Annotated in this window: 16 protein-coding genes; 7 read left to right on the forward strand and 9 right to left on the reverse strand. The window is 60.0% G+C overall.

Annotated features, from left to right (window positions below; translation table 11 throughout):
- The first annotated feature begins 14 nt into the window (after positions 1-14).
- From LOY38_RS14000 to astA, 6 genes are all read left to right on the forward strand, one after another.
- Complete coding sequence (locus LOY38_RS14000; protein ID WP_258700535.1) at positions 15-740, forward strand: ABC transporter permease; 726 nt, start codon at positions 15-17, stop codon at positions 738-740.
- On the forward strand, positions 737-1,447 hold the full coding sequence (locus LOY38_RS14005; protein ID WP_258700536.1) for an ABC transporter permease: 711 nt from the start codon (positions 737-739) through the stop codon (positions 1,445-1,447). Before LOY38_RS14000 ends, LOY38_RS14005 begins: the two co-directional genes overlap by 4 nt.
- A 53-nt stretch (positions 1,448-1,500) precedes the next feature.
- Positions 1,501-2,262 carry an ABC transporter ATP-binding protein gene (locus LOY38_RS14010; protein WP_258700537.1) on the forward strand — a complete coding sequence of 254 codons (762 nt, stop codon included), beginning with the start codon at positions 1,501-1,503 and terminating at the stop codon, positions 2,260-2,262.
- Positions 2,263-2,274: 12 nt separating this feature from the next.
- Positions 2,275-2,754, forward strand: a complete 480-nt coding sequence (locus tag LOY38_RS14015; RefSeq protein WP_258700538.1) for an Lrp/AsnC family transcriptional regulator — start codon at positions 2,275-2,277, stop codon at positions 2,752-2,754.
- 299 nt (positions 2,755-3,053) lie between these two features.
- Positions 3,054-3,998: a citrulline utilization hydrolase CtlX gene (gene ctlX / locus LOY38_RS14020; RefSeq protein WP_258700539.1), complete on the forward strand. Its 945-nt coding sequence runs from the start codon at positions 3,054-3,056 to the stop codon at positions 3,996-3,998.
- The gene (gene astA / locus LOY38_RS14025; RefSeq protein WP_258700540.1) at positions 3,995-5,029 is read left to right on the forward strand and encodes an arginine N-succinyltransferase; all 1,035 of its coding nucleotides are present in this window, start codon (positions 3,995-3,997) and stop codon (positions 5,027-5,029) included. Before ctlX ends, astA begins: the two co-directional genes overlap by 4 nt.
- 134 nt (positions 5,030-5,163) lie before the next feature.
- On the opposite strand, the gene LOY38_RS14030 is transcribed toward astA, so the two are convergent.
- The 9 genes from LOY38_RS14030 to argH form a co-directional block, all read right to left on the reverse strand.
- Positions 5,164-5,859, reverse strand: coding sequence for an HPP family protein (locus LOY38_RS14030; RefSeq protein WP_258700541.1), 696 nt, complete (start codon positions 5,857-5,859; stop codon positions 5,164-5,166).
- A 159-nt stretch (positions 5,860-6,018) separates the two neighbouring features.
- Complete coding sequence (locus tag LOY38_RS14035) at positions 6,019-7,197, reverse strand: MFS transporter (RefSeq protein WP_258700542.1); 1,179 nt, start codon at positions 7,195-7,197, stop codon at positions 6,019-6,021.
- Positions 7,198-7,299: 102 nt separating this feature from the next.
- On the reverse strand, positions 7,300-8,763 hold the full coding sequence (locus LOY38_RS14040) for an MmgE/PrpD family protein (RefSeq protein ID WP_258700543.1): 1,464 nt from the start codon (positions 8,761-8,763) through the stop codon (positions 7,300-7,302).
- Positions 8,760-9,647 carry a polysaccharide deacetylase gene (locus LOY38_RS14045; protein ID WP_258700544.1) on the reverse strand — a complete coding sequence of 296 codons (888 nt, stop codon included), beginning with the start codon at positions 9,645-9,647 and terminating at the stop codon, positions 8,760-8,762. Before LOY38_RS14045 ends, LOY38_RS14040 begins: the two co-directional genes overlap by 4 nt.
- Positions 9,640-10,488 carry a polysaccharide deacetylase gene (locus tag LOY38_RS14050; protein WP_258700545.1) on the reverse strand — a complete coding sequence of 283 codons (849 nt, stop codon included), beginning with the start codon at positions 10,486-10,488 and terminating at the stop codon, positions 9,640-9,642. The genes LOY38_RS14045 and LOY38_RS14050 overlap by 8 nt, the downstream gene beginning before the upstream one ends.
- Positions 10,489-10,768: 280 nt before the next feature.
- Positions 10,769-11,593 (reverse strand): ABC transporter substrate-binding protein, encoded by an 825-nt coding sequence (locus LOY38_RS14055; RefSeq protein WP_258700546.1) that lies wholly within the window; start codon positions 11,591-11,593, stop codon positions 10,769-10,771.
- 53 nt (positions 11,594-11,646) lie between these two features.
- A complete protein-coding gene (locus tag LOY38_RS14060) occupies positions 11,647-12,411 on the reverse strand; it encodes an amino acid ABC transporter ATP-binding protein (protein ID WP_223484254.1) in 765 nt (254 codons plus the stop codon).
- An 11-nt stretch (positions 12,412-12,422) separates the two neighbouring features.
- Positions 12,423-13,301: an amino acid ABC transporter permease gene (locus LOY38_RS14065; protein WP_105346141.1), complete on the reverse strand. Its 879-nt coding sequence runs from the start codon at positions 13,299-13,301 to the stop codon at positions 12,423-12,425.
- A gap of 174 nt (positions 13,302-13,475) precedes the next feature.
- Positions 13,476-14,903: an argininosuccinate lyase gene (gene argH, locus LOY38_RS14070; protein WP_258700547.1), complete on the reverse strand. Its 1,428-nt coding sequence runs from the start codon at positions 14,901-14,903 to the stop codon at positions 13,476-13,478.
- A gap of 339 nt (positions 14,904-15,242) precedes the next feature.
- On the opposite strand from argH, the gene LOY38_RS14075 reads away from it, so the two are divergent.
- On the forward strand, positions 15,243-16,208 hold the full coding sequence (locus tag LOY38_RS14075; protein ID WP_258700548.1) for a LysR family transcriptional regulator: 966 nt from the start codon (positions 15,243-15,245) through the stop codon (positions 16,206-16,208).
- Position 16,209: the final 1 nt, after the last annotated feature.

A 16,209-nucleotide genomic window follows, 5' to 3' on the forward strand; every position in this document is an offset into this window, starting at 1 on the left:
GACAGGTGACTGGCGTGAATTCCTTCCTGAATCTGATCGGGGTCGATCTTTCGGCCCTGCAAGGCTATGGCCCTTTGTTGCTGCATGGCACCTGGGTCACCCTCAAATTATCGGCGCTGTCGCTGCTGGTGAGCATGGTGCTGGGGTTGCTCGGCGCGGCGGCCAAGCTGTCGCCGCTGAAAATGTTGAACCTGCCCGCGACCTTCTACACGACGCTGATTCGCGGAGTGCCGGACCTGGTGCTGATGCTGCTGATTTTCTACAGCCTGCAAGGCTGGCTGAGCAGTCTGACCGAGGCGATGGACTGGCCTTACATGGAAATCGATCCATTTGTGGCCGGCGTCGTCACCCTCGGCTTCATCTACGGCGCGTATTTCACCGAGACTTTTCGCGGGGCGATCATGAGCGTGCCACGCGGCCAACAGGAAGCCGCCGCCTGCTTTGGCCTGAACCGCTGGCAGCGTTTTCGCTTCGTGGTCTTTCCGCAAATGATGCGCTTCGCCTTGCCGAGCCTGGGCAACAACTGGCTGGTGCTGCTCAAGGCCACGGCGCTGGTGTCGATCATCGGTTTATCGGACCTGGTCAAGGTGGCGCAGGAGGCCGGCAAAAGCACCTTCAACATGCTCGATTTTCTGCTGCTGGCGGGGGCGCTGTACCTGCTGATCACCAGCGCGTCGAACTACGTATTACGAGTGCTCGAACGGCGTTATAACCAGGGCGTTAGGGGGATGGCGCGATGATCGAGTTGATTGCCGAATACTGGAAACCCTTTCTGTTCAGCGACGGCTACAACCTCACCGGATTGGCGATGACCTTGTGGCTGCTGGTGGCGAGCATTGTGATGGGGTTCTTCCTGTCGTTGCCATTGGCGATCATGCGCACTTCGCGCTGGGGCCTGCTGCGCTGGCCGGTTCAGCTGTTCACTTATGTGTTTCGCGGCACGCCGCTGTATATCCAGTTGCTGATTTGCTACAGCGGGATCTATGGCATCGCTGTGGTCCGCTCGCAACCGCTGCTCGAAGCGTTCTTTCGCGATGCGATGAATTGCACCTTGCTGGCGTTCACGCTCAACACCTGCGCCTACACCGTGGAAATCTTCGCCGGGGCGATTCGCAGCATTCCTTACGGTGAGATCGAGGCGGCCCATGCTTATGGCATGAGCGGCTGGCGCCTGTACCTGCGGCTGATCCTGCCTTCGGCGTTGCGCCGGGCGCTGCCGTATTACAGCAACGAAGTGATCCTGATGTTGCACGCCACGTCGGTGGCGTTCACCGCGACCATCCCCGACATCCTCAAAGTTGCCCGTGACGCCAATGCCGCGACCTTCATGACCTTTCAGGCCTTCGGCATTGCCGGCCTGCTGTACCTCGCGCTGTCGTTCGGGCTGGTCGGCGCGTTTCGTCTGGCAGAGAAGCGCTGGTTGAGCTTCCTCGGGCCGGCGCACTAATTCCTCTTTTCATCCAGGGCAGCGTCGCAGCAGGCGCTGCTGGAGACTTATGCATGTACAAACTCACGGTTGAAAATCTGTACAAACGTTTTGGTGACAATGAAGTGCTCAAAGGCGTCTCGTTGAACGCACGGGCCGGCGATGTGGTGAGCATGATCGGTGCCAGCGGTTCGGGTAAAAGCACCATGCTGCGCTGCATCAATTTTCTGGAGCGGGCGGACGAGGGCGCCATCGAACTGGACGGTGAGCGCGTCATCACTCGCTCGGGTGCTGGCGGCATGCGAGTCGCCAACCCGGCGCAGTTGCAGCGCTTGCGCACGCGTCTGGCGATGGTGTTCCAGCATTTCAATCTGTGGAGCCATCTGACCGTACTGGAAAACATCATACTGGCGCCGTGTCGGGTGCTGGGCGTGAGCCGCAAGGCAGCCGAAGAGAGCGCGCGGGCGTATCTGGACAAGGTCGGTTTGCCGCAACGGGTGGCTGATCAATACCCGGCGTTTCTGTCCGGCGGGCAACAACAGCGCGTGGCGATTGCCCGGGCGTTGGCCGTGGAGCCGGAGATTCTGTTGTTCGACGAGCCGACCTCGGCCCTCGACCCGGAACTGGTGGGCGAGGTGCTGAAGGTGATTCAGGCGCTGGCCGAAGAAGGCCGGACCATGTTGATGGTGACCCACGAAATGGGCTTTGCCCGGCAAGTCTCCAGCCAGGTGTTGTTCTTGCATCAGGGGCGGGTCGAGGAGCAAGGTGATGCAACCATCCTCGACCAGCCAAAGAGTGAACGTTTACAGCAATTCCTATCGGGTCGTTTGAAGTGAGGCAAGACGTACATGGCGGATATCCGCGATCTGTCGATCGTGCTTGATCGTATCGATCAGGCAATTATCGAAGTGCTGCGCCACGAAGGGCGCATCACTTATCAAAAGCTTTCCGAGCGCGTACACCTGACGCCCAGGCCGTGCCTGGAACGGGTGCGCAAGCTCGAACAGCTCGGGGTTATCCGTGGCTACGGGGCCATTCTCGATGAAAAAAAACTGACCCCAGGCCTGTCTTTGCTGGTGTTGGTTGCGCTGTCGAATCAAAGCGGGCGGGCGGCGCAAAAGGCTTTTGAGGCCAAGGTTCGTGGTTGTCCGCAGGTGCTGGAATGCCGCTTGATCAGCGGCGCGTTCGACTACAGTTTGCGCATGCGATGCCGGGACATGGAACATTATCGGGTGCTGACCGAAGTCTGGTTCGACGACCCGGAGTTGCACATCGACAAACTGGTCAGCCATCCGGAGCTGGCGATGGTCAAGACCTCGATGGAGTAAGTGCGACCGTTAAGATCAAGATCAAAAGATCGCAGCCTTCGGCAGCTCCTACGAAATTGGTGTTCATACGCACAAATGGCGGTGAACCGGATCGGTGTTCATACGCAAAAAGTGCGGTGAACACGGTCCATGTAGGAGCTGCCGAACGCTGCGATCTTTTGATTCTGGCTCTCGCCGAATCGGCTGAACGTTTCTGAATTTTCAGCCGTTTCCATCACCCTCCATTCCCTTAACAACCGGGTTTTTCCATCACCGAAACAGACAATGAGTACCTCTCAACCCTCATTGAATCTGTGCCCATGCAAACCACCAATACCGTTTTGATGATTCGCCCGACACGTTTCTCGTTCAATCAGGACACGGCGGCGAACAACCGTTTCCAGCGCCCGGCCGATGTGTCCGAGGACGTGCAGCTCAAGGCCTTGCAAGAGTTCGATGGCTACGTCGCCGCGCTGCGCAGCCACGGCGTCGAAGTGCTGGTGCATAACGACCTCGAAGCCCCGCACACCCCCGATTCGATCTTTCCCAACAACTGGTGGAGCAGCCACCCCGACGGCACGTTGGTGCTGTACCCGATGCAAGGCCACAACCGCCGTCTGGAGCGCGATAAAGGTGTGCTCGACTGGCTGCGGGACGAATACCGCGTCGAGCAGTTGTTGGACCTTTCCAGCCTGGAACAGCAAGAAGTGTTCCTCGAAGGCACCGGCAGCATGGTGCTGGACCGACAGCAGCGGATTTGTTACGCCGGCTATTCCACGCGTACCCACGCTCGGGCGCTGGATCAACTGGTCGACCATTTGGGTTACGAGCTGTGTGCCTTCAATGCGGTGGACCGCCAGGGCGTGGCGATTTATCACACCAACGTGATGATGAGTGTCGGCACCCAGCTGGCGATTGCGTGCCTTGCCTCCGTCACTCGTCCGGATGAACGCCTGGCCCTGCGCTCACGGCTGGAAGACAGCGGTAAAAAGGTGATCGCTCTGGACTGGGCGCAGCTGGAGTCGTTTGCCGGCAACATGCTGGAAGTCCACAACGCTGCGGGCGAACCCTTGCTGGTGATGTCGCGCGCGGCCTGGCAATCGCTGGATGTCGCTCAGCGCCGTTTGATCGAAACCCACACCACGCCGCTGCCGGTGAACATCGACACCATCGAACGCATCGGCGGCGGCAGCGCGCGCTGCATGTTGGCCGAAGTCTATCTATCTAAACGTCAGTCCCAACCTGCCCAGGAGCAAGTGCGATGATCGTCCGTCCTGCAACACCAGCAGATTTGCCGGCCCTGTTGGCCCTGGCCCAAAGCGCCGGAACCGGTTTGACCACCTTGCCGGCCGATGCGGCGCGCTTGACCCAGCGCCTGGAATGGGCGGCGAAAACCTTTGCAGGCGAGGCCGAGCGCGGCGATGCCGATTACCTGTTTGTGCTGGAGAACGACCAGCAAGAAGCGGTCGGCATCTGTGCATTGGCGGGTGCCGTCGGTCTGCGCGAGCCTTGGTACAACTATCGATTGGGCCTGTTCGTCGCCGCGTCGAAAAACCTCGGAATCAATCAGCAACTGCCTACGTTGTTCCTCGGCAATGACATGACCGGCCACTCGGAACTGTGTTCGCTGTTTTTGCATGCCGATCACCGCAGCGGTCTGAATGGCCGCTTGTTGTCGAAGGCGCGGTTCCTGTTTCTGGCGGAGTTTCGTCAGCACTTCGGTGACAAGGTGATCGCGGAGATGCGCGGTTATTCGGATGAAGAGGGTGTATCACCGTTCTGGGAAGGTTTGGGGCGGCACTTCTTCAAGATGAATTTCGCCGACGCTGACTACCTCACGGGCCTTGGCAACAAAACCTTCATCGCCGAACTGATGCCCAAGTTTCCACTGCCGACCTGCCTGTTGCCTGAGGCGGCGCGCGCGGTTATCGGTCGCGTGCACCCCAACACCGAACCGGCACTGGGCATGCTCAAGGCTGAAGGGTTCGAGCACCGGGATTACATCGATATCTTTGATGGCGGGCCGCTGATCGAATGCGCCACTGGCGACATCCGTGCGGTGCGCGACAGTCAGGTGTTGCAACTGAGCATCGGTACGCCAGGAGAGCAGGCGGCGACGTACCTGATTCACAACCGCCAGTTTGCCGAATGCCGGATTACCGCTGCTCCCGCGCGCGTCGCCGCCGGGACCTTGATCGTCGATGCGCAAACGGCGAAAACGTTAGGGTTGAGTGCCGGGGCGTCGGTGCGTGCGGTGAGCCTGGCGGTGCCGGTGCGGCAGCAATCGGCTGCGTAGATAAACCGTAAAAGCAAAAGATCGCAGCCTTCGGCAGCTCCTACAGGACCGGTGTTCATGCGCAAAAACTGCGCTAAACATGGACCTTGTAGGAGCTGCCGAAGGCTGCGATCGTTTGATCTTTCTTTTGATCTTCAACCCTTGCTGGAAAACACATCCCCGATGCTGCGCCGCTTGGCATGCAACTCACAGGCATGAATCAGTTGTTCGAGGTCTTCGGGGGTGACGTCGTAGAACGCTTCCATGTCGGTGAGGGCCAGTTTCAGATCCGCGGCAGTGATCGCCTGGCTGGCGGGGACGGGCATCATCGGCACCGGCTCAGCGGGACGTTTTGGGTAACGAATGCGCGTCAGGTTGTTGTACGCCAGTGCGCTGAACAGCATCGTCGAGCCACTGAGCATCACCGGGCCGAGGGCTTTCCAATCCAGGGCAATGGTCGCCGGGTCCGCCAGCACCAACAGCAATGCCAGCGCTCCGGCCGGCGGGTGCAGGCAACGCAGCCAGCACATCAGAATCAGCGACATGCCCGCCGCCAGGCAGGCGCTGCCGAGGGTGCGTCCGAGCACGTGAGCGACCAGCAACGAGACCACCCCGGCGCTCAAATAGCCGCCAAGTATCGACCAAGGCTGGGCGAGGGCGCCCGAGGACACAGCAAACAGCAATACTGCGGATGCACCCAGCGGACCGATCAGGTGCTGCGCCACTTCCATGCCAAATACCTGACTGCAGAGCCAGACGCTGAACATCGTTCCCAGCGACATGCCGATAGCGGCGCGGCTCCATTCTGAAGGACGGGTATTGATGGCGGCAGGTAACCAGCGAGCGAACATGAGGCAAACGATCCGTAGAAAAATCGAGGCAAAAAAAAAGGCTTAGCTGGGAGACCCAGAAAGCCCTTGAAGTAGTTCCAACTATTGGGGGAGGAACGCCGCACAGTGTGCCGATCATTCCAGATACTGACAAATTCATATTAATGCAGTTTCAGTGCATTATTTTTGCAGTATAGCCACCCGCCGACCACTCATGAAGCAGAGGAAACCGCCCATCGCCGTCAACGCACTCAGCGCATAGAACATGGTGGGCGCAGGCGAGTGCATCAGCAGGAAGCCGCAGATCACCGGGCTCAGCGCACCGCCGAGGGCCGCGAGGTTCTGCGCGCCGTAGTAGCTGCCACGCAGTTCTTCCGGGGCCAGGGTGTCGACGAAGAGGAACTCGGCCGGGTAAATGATCATTTCACCGAGGGTGAAAATGAACATCGCCACGCACCAACTCACGAGGCTGTCGGCCAGGCTGAAACCGATCAACCCGAGGATGAACAGGCTGGTGCCACCGGCAATCCAGTAACGCAGTTGTTCACGTTTGAGGAACCGGCCGATCTGGTATTGCAGCAAGATCACGCTGATGGCGTTGCAGGCGAGCAGGGCGGCCATGGTTTCCAGCGCTCGCTTGGAATCGTGGGTCACCAGCAGGTATTGCGACAGGTACAGGGTAAAACGACCGTGCACCACGGTGCTGAGCAGGCAGCCGCAGGTGAACATGATCAGTGTGCGGTCGTTCTTCAGGGTGATCAGGGTTTTGAGAAAGCTCTGTGGCTGGCCGATGGCGGGTGTCTGGGCCGGGTCTTTGGGAATCCCGCTCATCAGGAAAATACTGAAGAAGGCGATGCCACCGGCAATCAGGAACGGCGCCAGCGGCTGCACCCCGGCGATCACCACACCGAGCATGGGACCGGTGGCGTAGCCGATGTTGGTCAGGGTGTAGCGCAGCGAAAAGGCTTTCGCGCGCTGACCCACCGGCAGGTTTTCGCTGAGAATCGCCTTGGACCCGATCAGGAACAGCGCCGAGGCGGTTTCGGTGATCACCAGGGTGGCGGTGGTCAGGTACAGGTTTTGAGCGAAGGTCAGCAACACGAAGCCGATGGCGCTGGAGAGCATGGCCAGGATCAGCAGTCGACGCTTTTCAAGGCGGTCGATGATGTAACCGCCATAAAGGGCGAGCAGGGTGGCGATAAACACCGCGATGCCCAGCAGCAGGCCGACGTCCTGTTGGTTGAGGCCGAGTTTGTTGCTCAGAAACAGGGTGAGCAACGGGCTGGTAATGGCGCGGCTGACGACGATGGTCAGCGAAACGATCATCAAGCGGCGAATGACGAGGGAGTAAGTGGCCACGGTGGGGGCAAATGTCCTTATTCAGATTCTGTGGTATCGACGCGATACCGAGTTGCTGCCAATCGCGGGCAAGCCGGCTCCCACAGGCTTTGTGTCGAGCATTTAATCGTGGCTCGACGTGAACCTTGTAGGAGCGAGGCTTGCCCGCGAAGAGGCCCGCACAGACATCGCAACATTCAAGTCTGCCACCGATTCAAGCGCTTCCAGCCGCCACAACTGCGCAAGCAATTCTTGCACTTGCTGTCGCGGCATCACCCGCCCCGCCAGGCTGAAAAACTTCTCCTCCAGCGCCTCATCGCTCAGCGGATTCCCCGGCGCACCCAACGGCACCTCAACACACAAACTAGCGTGCCGACCATCCACGGTCTGAACGCTGACCACAGGCTCGCCATCCTCCGACAGTTGCGGGTCGACTTCAAGGCGAATGCGCGACATCCAGTGTGCAATCCGCGGGTGGTGGCGCTGTTCGTCGTCGTAGGCCTCCAACCGGCAATGACCATGGACCAACCGGGCCGCGAGGGCATAAGGCAAGCTCATCTGCGCCGCCGCCAGGCCGTTGATGTCCTGACCGCCACACATGTCTTGCAGGAATCCGCACAACGAAACCTCAACGCCCTCGACCTGATCCGCGCTGACCTGCAATTGATTCAGCAACAGGCCCAATGCATCGATCGCCGAATGCGTTCCCCGGCATGCCGCGTAGGGTTTGAGCGAGCAGCGGGCGAGTTTCCAGACCTGCCCCAGTTCGGCATCCAACGCCTCAGGCACGGCGGTATCCGCCGCTAGGGTCTTGAGAAAACCGCCCCAGACATCATCGAACAATTTGGTCGGCCCAGTGATGCCTTGTTGAGCAAACCGCGCCGCCAGCAATCCACCTTCGGCGGCCCGACCGCTGTGGAGTTTTTTGCTTTGCGAGCCGTCATGGATGAAGGCCCAAAGACCGCCACTGAAGCTACCGGCGATGCCCAGGGCCGCCAGGGTTTGCTGTGCATCCAGCCCCAGAATTCGCGCGCTGGCCGCTGCCGCACCAAACACCCCGCACGTCGCCGTGGAGTGCCAACCGGCGCCGTTATGGGCCGAGTAACTGCCGCAGGCTTCGAGCACCCGACGGCCGATTTCGTAGCCGATCACTATCGCGGTGATCAACTCGCGGCCACTTACCGGTGTTTCAGAAACCGATAGCTCAGACATCGACACAGCGGCCATCACCGCCGGCAGCACCACTGCGCCGGAGTGGTCGCAGCCGCCGGTGTCGTCCAGTTCCAGGGCATGCGCGGCGATGCCGTTGAGCATGGCGGCCTGCGCCGCGCCGACCCGCTGATCAGTGCCCCAGATCAGCGTGCTGCCGGCTTCACCCTTGAAGACCTGACGCGCTTGTTTCGCCACGTCGCTGTCAGCCCCGGCCAGCGCCGCGCCGAAGGTGTCGATAATGTGCCGCCTGGCTTGTGCGACCAACGCGGGTGGTAAATCTTCAAAGCGAGTATCGACGCAAAACTGCGCCAGCCGCTCCATCCGCATCACCCCATCGTAGGCGCTGCCGAAGGCTGCGGTCTCTTGATCTTTCATACGCCGTAATCCCGATAATGACGTTCGTACACCGCCGCCGGGTGATCCTCGCTCACGGGCGCTGCCGACTCGGCCCACCATCGGGCGACCTCGGCCCCGGTGGCGATCCAGACGTCGTCGTGCTGTTGAATGCTCTGCAGCAATTCCCGCAACACGCCGATCCGTCCCGGCGTGGCGATGATTTCCGGGTGCAGCCGCAGTACGTAACACAGCCCGAACCGATGAAACCCGGCGAAGTCCATTTGCAGGTTGCCCAAGGTGTGGCTGTAGGAGGCGATGCGCGATTGCGCAGGCGGCACCGCCGGGCTGAGGTTGAAGGCGAAGTAGGGTTCGTCTTCCAGTTCGTAGTGCAACGGCAGCTCGATCACGTCGCATGCCGTCGGGTGAGCGAAGGGCAAATCATCGCCGCGCCATGACGAATCCCAGCGAATGCCGTGATCGCGCAACGCCTCGATGAAGCCCGGCGCACCGTTGCCGGCGGGGATGCGAAAGCCTGTCGGACGTTGACCGGTCAGCGCGCTCAAGGCCGAGCAGCCCTTGGCGACTTCGGCGCTTTGCTCGGCCAGCGTCAGGTTGTCGTAGTGCTGATGGCGATACCCGGCGCAGGCAATTTCATGCCCGCCGGCCAGGATCGCCCGGATGTGCTCCGGGTTTTCCTCGGCGACGATGCCGGGAATGAACCAACTGCTGGAAACGCCCAGGGCATCGAACAATCCGAGCAAACGCTCGACACCGCGTTGCGTTCCGTAGCGCCACACCGATAAGGTCTTGTCGCGCCCGGCGACTTCCGGAGCCTGGGTGAGAATGCCGTGGATGTCGTTGTAATCGACGGTCAGCACCACGGCACAGCGGTAGCCGTCAGGCCAGACAGTGGAATCAGCCATGGTGATGCTCCTTCAGCCACCAGTGGGCGACGTCGCGGCAGGTGGCGAACCAGACGTCGTCGCGTTGGCGCATGTGTTCGAAGAGTTTTTCCAGCAACAGGATGCGTCCCGGTTTGCCGGTGATCTTGGGGTGGAACAGGGTGGTCAGGCACAGCCCTTCATCCATGGCGCCGTCGAACTCGCGGCACCAGTTGTCGAGGGTCAGCGCGTAGCTGGCCGTGCGGTCGAGCCCCGAGGGAAAGTCTGGCGCGCGGGTGTAGGCGAGGGAGGCATAGTCGTCCATTTCCCAGCGACCGGGGATTTCCACCAACGGCGTGTCGAAACCCGGCACTTTCACCAGGTACGGCCGGTCGTCGCCGCGCATGCTGCTGGAATAGGTCACGCCGGCTTCCACCAGCATGGCCGGGGTTTCGGCTCGCCAGTCGCCGGATGGCGTGCGAAAACCTTCGGCGCGGATGTTCAGGTATTTCCAGAACACCTCGCGGGATTTGTTCATCACGTCCTTCTGCTGCTCCAGCGTCAGGGCGTAAAAGGATTCGTGTTTGTAGCCGTGGTACGCCACCTCATGCCCGCGCTCGACAATCGCCTGGCACTGTTTCGGCCAGTTTTCCACGACCCAGGCCGGGACGAAAAACGTGGTCGGGATCCGGAACTCATCCAGCACGTCGAGAATCCGCGGCAGCGCCCGATAGGGGCCGTAACCACCAAAACCGAAATACTCGGGCTTGCGCCAGATCGAGCCGTTGAGCATCGCATCACCGGTCGGGCCATCAAGGTCGAAGGCCAGGGCGAGGCAGGCTGTGTGCTGGTCCGGCCAGGTCGGTTGTAGCGAGGAGGACATGTGGTGCTCCAACTATTTATAAGTAAACGCCAGACCCTGTGGGAGCGAGCTTGCTCGCGATGAGGCCGGTACATTCAACATGCGTGTCGCCTGACAGACCGCTATCGCGGGCAAGCCCGCTCCCACAGGTTTTTCGGTTGGCCACAAAATTGTGATCGACCCGGGTTCAGTGTGGGAGCGAAGTTTGCTCGCGAAGAGGTCGGTACATTCAACATCTATGTCATCTGACAGACCGCTATCGCGAGCAGGCTCGCTCCCACAAAGGCATCACACCGATCCATTATTTCCCGGCGTTAATGGTCACGGTCTTGATCGCGCCCAGTTCCAGGTCCCACTTCTTCAGGATCGCCTGGTAGCTGCCGTCATCGACCATGCTCTGCAACGCGACTTTCACCGCTTCACTCAGCTCAGGCTTTTTCTTGCTCACACCCAACCCGGTGAACTGCTTGGAAATCGGCAGGCCCACGGTTTTGTACATGTCCTTTTCCTGGGTCTTGAGGTACGGCAGGGTTTCGCTGCCCTGCATGGCCGCGTCGATGCGGCTCTGGCGCAGCTGTGCGCGGGCGTCGGCCGAGCCTTCGGTGCCGATCACGTTGATCGCAGGCTTGCCGGCGGCTTCGCAGTTGGCCTTGCTCCACGCGGCGATTTCCGCCGGGAAGGTCGTACGTCGGCTGGTGCCGACTTTCTTGCCGCACAGGTCGATGATCTCGTTCGTTTCCTTGTTTTTCTGCAAGGTGTAGAACTGCGGACCGCTGGTGAAGTAGTCAACGAAGGTCACACTGGCCTGACGCTCGGCGGTGTCGGTCATGCCCGACATCACCATGTCCACGCGGTCGGTGGTCAGCGCGTTGATCATTTGCTCGAAGCCGGTTTCCTGCCATTTGATCTTCACGCCCAGACGTTCAGCCAAGGCGTTGCCCAGGTCATAGTCGAGCCCTGTAAGGGTGTTGGTGGCCGGGTCCTTGAAATCCATCGGCGGGTAGTTCGGCATGATTGCCACAACGACCTCGCCTTTGTCCTTGATGCTGGCCGGTAGCTCGGCGGCCCAAGTGAAACTGGAAGCCATAACGCCTGCGAGTACTGCGGGGATAACAAAATTCTTCATGGTCGTTCTCTTATGAGTGTTGTGAGGTCCGCTCTTGGTTTACGAGCCAGGGCCTAGGTTCGAACGGCAGAAATGAAGCTTTGGGTGCGTGGGTTTTGCGGACTTATTAGTATTTCTTCGGGGCTTCCAGCCTCCACGATCTGCCCGCCGTCCATGAACACCATGCGGTTGGAAACCTCGCGAGCGAAGCCCAGTTCATGGGTGACGACGATCATGGTCATGCCGGTCTGCGCCAGATCTCGCATTACCGACAGCACCTCACCGACCAGTTCCGGGTCGAGTGCCGAAGTGGGTTCATCGAACAGCATCAGCTTGGGTCGCATGGCCAGCGCGCGGGCAATCGCCACCCGTTGTTGCTGGCCGCCCGACAGTTCGATCGGGTAGCTGTTGCGCTTGTCGGCCAGGCCGACGCGCGCCAGCAATTCCAAGGCTTCTTCGTGCGCTTCTTTGGGCGAACGCTTGAGCACCTGGCACGGCCCTTCGATGATGTTTTGCAGCACGGTCATGTGCGGGAACAGGTTGAAACGCTGGAACACCATGCCAGTGGCGAGGCGCTGGCGGGCGATCTGCGACTCGTTGAGCTCGTGCAGCTTGTTGCCGGCGATGCGGTAACCCACCAGTTCGCCGTCGACCCACAGGCCGCCCTTGTCGATCTTTTCCAACTGATTCACGCAGCGCAGCAGGGTGCTTTTGCCGGAGCCGGACGGGCCGATGATGCACAGCACTTCGCCTTGCTCGACCTCGATGTTGATGTCCTTGAGCGCGTGGAAATGGTCGTAATACTTGTTCAGGCTCACGGCCTTGACGATGCTTCTCATGTGGGGGCTCCTCAAGAACGCTTGCCGGCGCCGCGAGCGAAACGACGCTCCAGACGGCTTTGACCAAAGGACAGGACGGTGACGGTGGCCAGGTACCAGATACCGGCGACGATCAGCAACTCCATCACGCGGGCGTTGGCGTAGTAGATGTTCTGGGCGTTGTAGAGCAGTTCCGAGTACTGGATGACACTCGCCAGGGACGTCATTTTCACCATGCCGATGAACTCGTTACCCACCGGCGGAATGATGATCCGCATGGCCTGGGGCAAGATGATCCGGCGCAGTGCTTGCAGGCGCGGCATGCCGATCGACTTGGCGGCTTCGTACTGCCCGGTGTCCACCGAGAGCAGACCGGCGCGCACCACTTCGGCGGTGTAGGCGCCCTGGTTGATGCTCAAGCCGAGGAGGGCGGCCACGAACGGCGTCATCAGGCTCACGGTGTCCATTTCGAACAGGCCGGGGATGCCGATGGTGGGGAAGATCAGCGCCAGGTTGAACCACAGCAGCAGCTGCAAAATCAGCGGCGTACCGCGGAACAGCCAGGTGTAGGTCAATGCCACATAGCGCAGGATCGGGTTGGCCGACATGCGCATGATTGCCGTGATCACCCCGAAGACAATACCCAACGCCATCGCCAGCACTGCCATGACGATGGTATTGAGCAGGCCCCACATAATGGCCTGTGAGGTGAGGAACTGGCCGATGTACGACCATTCGATCTTGCCTTCGGCGAAGGCCCGCACCAATCCTATGATCGCGATGACTATTACGGTGGCGAAAAAAATCCGTCCGTAGTAACGCCGTGGCACGTGCTGGTACTGGGTGATATCGAACTGGTTTTCCGCCAGTTTGCGCTCCGCCTGGAGTCGTTCTGCCTGAGTCTGGCTCATGTTGTTTCTCCGTACGCCGCGCTCAATCAAGACGGCGCGTGTTGTCTTTCATTTCCAACACAATCCCTGTGGGAGCGGGCTTGCCCGCGATGGCGGCATTACATTCAACATCAATGTTGGCTGACACTTCGCTATCGCGGGCAAGCCCGCTCCCACAGGTTTGGTGGCGTTGTTTCAGAGACGAAAACCCTGATAGTTCTCGGTCCATTGCTGCTGCGCAGCGAGGGCGGTTTTCAAACGGCCGATCTGCTCGCGCACCTGTTGCGGCGCGGTACCACCCCAGCCACTGCGGGCGGCGATAGCGGCTTCGAGGGTCAGGCTGTCACGCACTTCAGGCTTGAGGCGCGGATCGATCTCGGCCAGCAGCGCCGGGGACGCTTCCCACAGTTCGATGTCGTGCTTCTCGCAGGCCTGGACCAATGCGCCGGTGATTTCGTGAGCTTCCTTGAACGGCACGCCGCGCACCGCCAGCCAGTCGGCCACTTCGGTGGCGAGGGTGAAGCCCAACGGTGCCTGACGACGCAGCTCTTCAACGTTGACCTTCATGGTCGCAACCATCCCGGCCATGGCCGGCAGCACCAGCAGCAGGGTGTCGACGCTGTCGAGCACACCGTTTTTGTCTTCGCTGAGGTCACGGTTGTAGGACAGCGGCAGGGATTTGAGGGTCGACAGCAGACCGGTCAGGTTACCGATCAGGCGGCCTGCCTTGCCTCGGGCCAGTTCGGCGATGTCCGGGTTTTTCTTCTGCGGCATGATCGAACTGCCAGTGGCGTAGGCATCGTCCAGTGCGACCCAGCGAAACTGCCGCGACGACCACAGGCAGAATTCTTCGGCGAGGCGAGAAATGTTGATCCCGAGCATGCTGGCGATAAACAGGAATTCGGCAACGTGATCGCGGCTGGCCACAGCGTCGATGGAGTTTTCGCAAACACCGCTGTAACCCATTTCCTTGGCCGATTGCTGCGGCAGGCGAGCGATGGCGGAGCCGGCCATGGCCGCTGCACCGAGTGGCGACAGCGAGGTGCGCACATCCCAGTCCACCAGACGCTGCACGTCGCGCAGCATCGATTGGGCGTGGGCCAGCAAGTGATGAGCGAAGACGATCGGCTGGGCCTGTTGCAGGTGAGTGAAGCCCGGGCAGATGCTTTCGACGTGTTGCTCGGCCTGCTCCACCAGTGCCTGCTGCAAGGCCAGCACTTCAACGGCCAAAGTACGGACGTGATCACGCAGGAACAGCCGCAGGTCGTTGGCGGTCTGGTCGTTGCGCGAACGGCCGGCGCGCAGCTTGCCGCCCAGTGCGCCGAGGCGTTCGGTCAGCAGGCGCTCGATGAAGGTGTGGACGTCTTCGTCGTCCAGCGTCGGCGCGATGCTGCCGGCACGGAAGTCATCACCGATGCGTTCCAGAGCGTCGAGCATGGTCTGGGTTTCCTGCTCGCTCAACAGCCCTGCGCGCTGCAATTCCCGGGCATGCGCCTTGGAACCGGCGAGGTCGTACGGGGTAAGGCGGAAGTAGCGCTCGGGGCAACGGGACAGGGCCGCGAGAGCTTCGGAAGGGCCGCTCTTGAAACGGGCACCCCAGAGACGGTCGGTGGTTTGAGACATTGTTGTTTTCCTCGTCATTGCTCGGAAGTTAAAAAATCGGGTGTCAGGCCAAAGAGCTTTGCCAGCAAGCCGGATCGCCGCACCGATCGCGCCTACAGGTCGAAAAGATTCAACCGGGCGTGGTTAGGCCAAAGCAGTTTTCAAGAGGGCAGTTACGAAGTGGCGAGAGCTGATCGAGGTGTCAGCTTTTAATAGTTCGAAATCAGTGAGTTGGCACTGATCTGTTGAATTTATTAACGGTTGCCAAGCCTTGTTTTCTGTGTTCATTATTATTGGTCGGCTATGTTTTTGTTGTTGGACACAGATTGTTGAATAGGGCACCTGAGGTAAATAAGCATTATGGAAACCCCACTTTCCAATTCTGGAAACCCGCCGCCAAAAACGGTACATCGGGCACCACTGGCCCTCAGCGGTCTGGACTTCAAACTGCTCAAAGTGTTCAAGGCCGTGGTCGAGGCCGGTGGTTTCAGTGCCGCCCAGAACGAACTGAATGTGGGCCTGGCGGCCATCAGCAAACAGATTTCCGACCTTGAAATCCGCATCGGCATGCGCCTGTGTACTCGAGGACGAGAGGGGTTTCATCTGACCGAAGAAGGGCGTCTGGTGTATCAGGCCTCGATTGATTTATTTGCCTCGGTCGACAACTTTCGTGATCGGCTTAGTTCGGCGCAGAACGAACTTATTGGCGACCTTGGGGTAGGCGTTATTGACAATACGATCACAGATTCAAGTTCGCCGTTAGTTGCTGCGCTTAGAAAAATAAATGAAGAGTCACCGAAAGTAAGGTTTCAAATTCAGGCATCTCAATTAGATGAGGTGGAAAGAGGCGTCGTCGAGGGACGGTTAGTGGCCGGGATCGTGCCGGTTTATCAGAAAAGAGAGGAGTTCGATTACTTCCCGCTCTATGAAGAGCGCTCGTACGTGTATTGCGCCGTCGGCCATCCTCTGTTCTCAATGCCAGAGGCGGACATGGGCGGCAATGTGCTGGAGGATTACGAGTGCATCAACCACCGCTACGCGATCCATCGGGACAAACTGAATTTTGCCCGCTACGACAGCTTTTCGGCCTCGGCGACTCAAGTGGAAGCCGTGGCGCTGCTGGTCAAGACCGGCCGTTTCGTGGGTTTTCTGCCCGAGCATTACGCCGCAACCCTGGTGGCCCAAGGACAGTTTCGGGCGGTGCGGCCGGACCTGATCAACATCGTCACGCCGTTCAATCTGATCCTGCGCCACAACACCGTGCGCAGTCCGCTGGTGAAGGCGTTTGCCCAGGCGTTGGGGGTGGATTTGAAGGCGCCGGCTTGAG

The sequence above is a fragment of the Pseudomonas sp. B21-015 genome, from assembly GCF_024749285.1.
Lineage (GTDB): Bacteria > Pseudomonadota > Gammaproteobacteria > Pseudomonadales > Pseudomonadaceae > Aquipseudomonas.

What these genes read in the sequence shown, in the direction of transcription:
- LOY38_RS14005 (WP_258700536.1), top strand. Translation starts at nt 737, where the DNA reads ATGATCGAGTTGATTGCCGAATACTGGAAACCCTTTCTGTTCAGCGAC.
- LOY38_RS14010 (WP_258700537.1), top strand. Translation starts at nt 1,501, where the DNA reads ATGTACAAACTCACGGTTGAAAATCTGTACAAACGTTTTGGTGACAAT.
- LOY38_RS14015 (WP_258700538.1), top strand. Translation starts at nt 2,275, where the DNA reads ATGGCGGATATCCGCGATCTGTCGATCGTGCTTGATCGTATCGATCAG.
- ctlX (WP_258700539.1), top strand. Translation starts at nt 3,054, where the DNA reads ATGCAAACCACCAATACCGTTTTGATGATTCGCCCGACACGTTTCTCG.
- astA (WP_258700540.1), top strand. Translation starts at nt 3,995, where the DNA reads ATGATCGTCCGTCCTGCAACACCAGCAGATTTGCCGGCCCTGTTGGCC.
- LOY38_RS14030 (WP_258700541.1), bottom strand. Translation starts at nt 5,859, where the DNA reads ATGTTCGCTCGCTGGTTACCTGCCGCCATCAATACCCGTCCTTCAGAA.
- LOY38_RS14040 (WP_258700543.1), bottom strand. Translation starts at nt 8,763, where the DNA reads ATGAAAGATCAAGAGACCGCAGCCTTCGGCAGCGCCTACGATGGGGTG.
- LOY38_RS14045 (WP_258700544.1), bottom strand. Translation starts at nt 9,647, where the DNA reads ATGGCTGATTCCACTGTCTGGCCTGACGGCTACCGCTGTGCCGTGGTG.
- LOY38_RS14050 (WP_258700545.1), bottom strand. Translation starts at nt 10,488, where the DNA reads ATGTCCTCCTCGCTACAACCGACCTGGCCGGACCAGCACACAGCCTGC.
- LOY38_RS14055 (WP_258700546.1), bottom strand. Translation starts at nt 11,593, where the DNA reads ATGAAGAATTTTGTTATCCCCGCAGTACTCGCAGGCGTTATGGCTTCC.
- LOY38_RS14060 (WP_223484254.1), bottom strand. Translation starts at nt 12,411, where the DNA reads ATGAGAAGCATCGTCAAGGCCGTGAGCCTGAACAAGTATTACGACCAT.
- LOY38_RS14065 (WP_105346141.1), bottom strand. Translation starts at nt 13,301, where the DNA reads ATGAGCCAGACTCAGGCAGAACGACTCCAGGCGGAGCGCAAACTGGCG.
- argH (WP_258700547.1), bottom strand. Translation starts at nt 14,903, where the DNA reads ATGTCTCAAACCACCGACCGTCTCTGGGGTGCCCGTTTCAAGAGCGGC.
- LOY38_RS14075 (WP_258700548.1), top strand. Translation starts at nt 15,243, where the DNA reads ATGGAAACCCCACTTTCCAATTCTGGAAACCCGCCGCCAAAAACGGTA.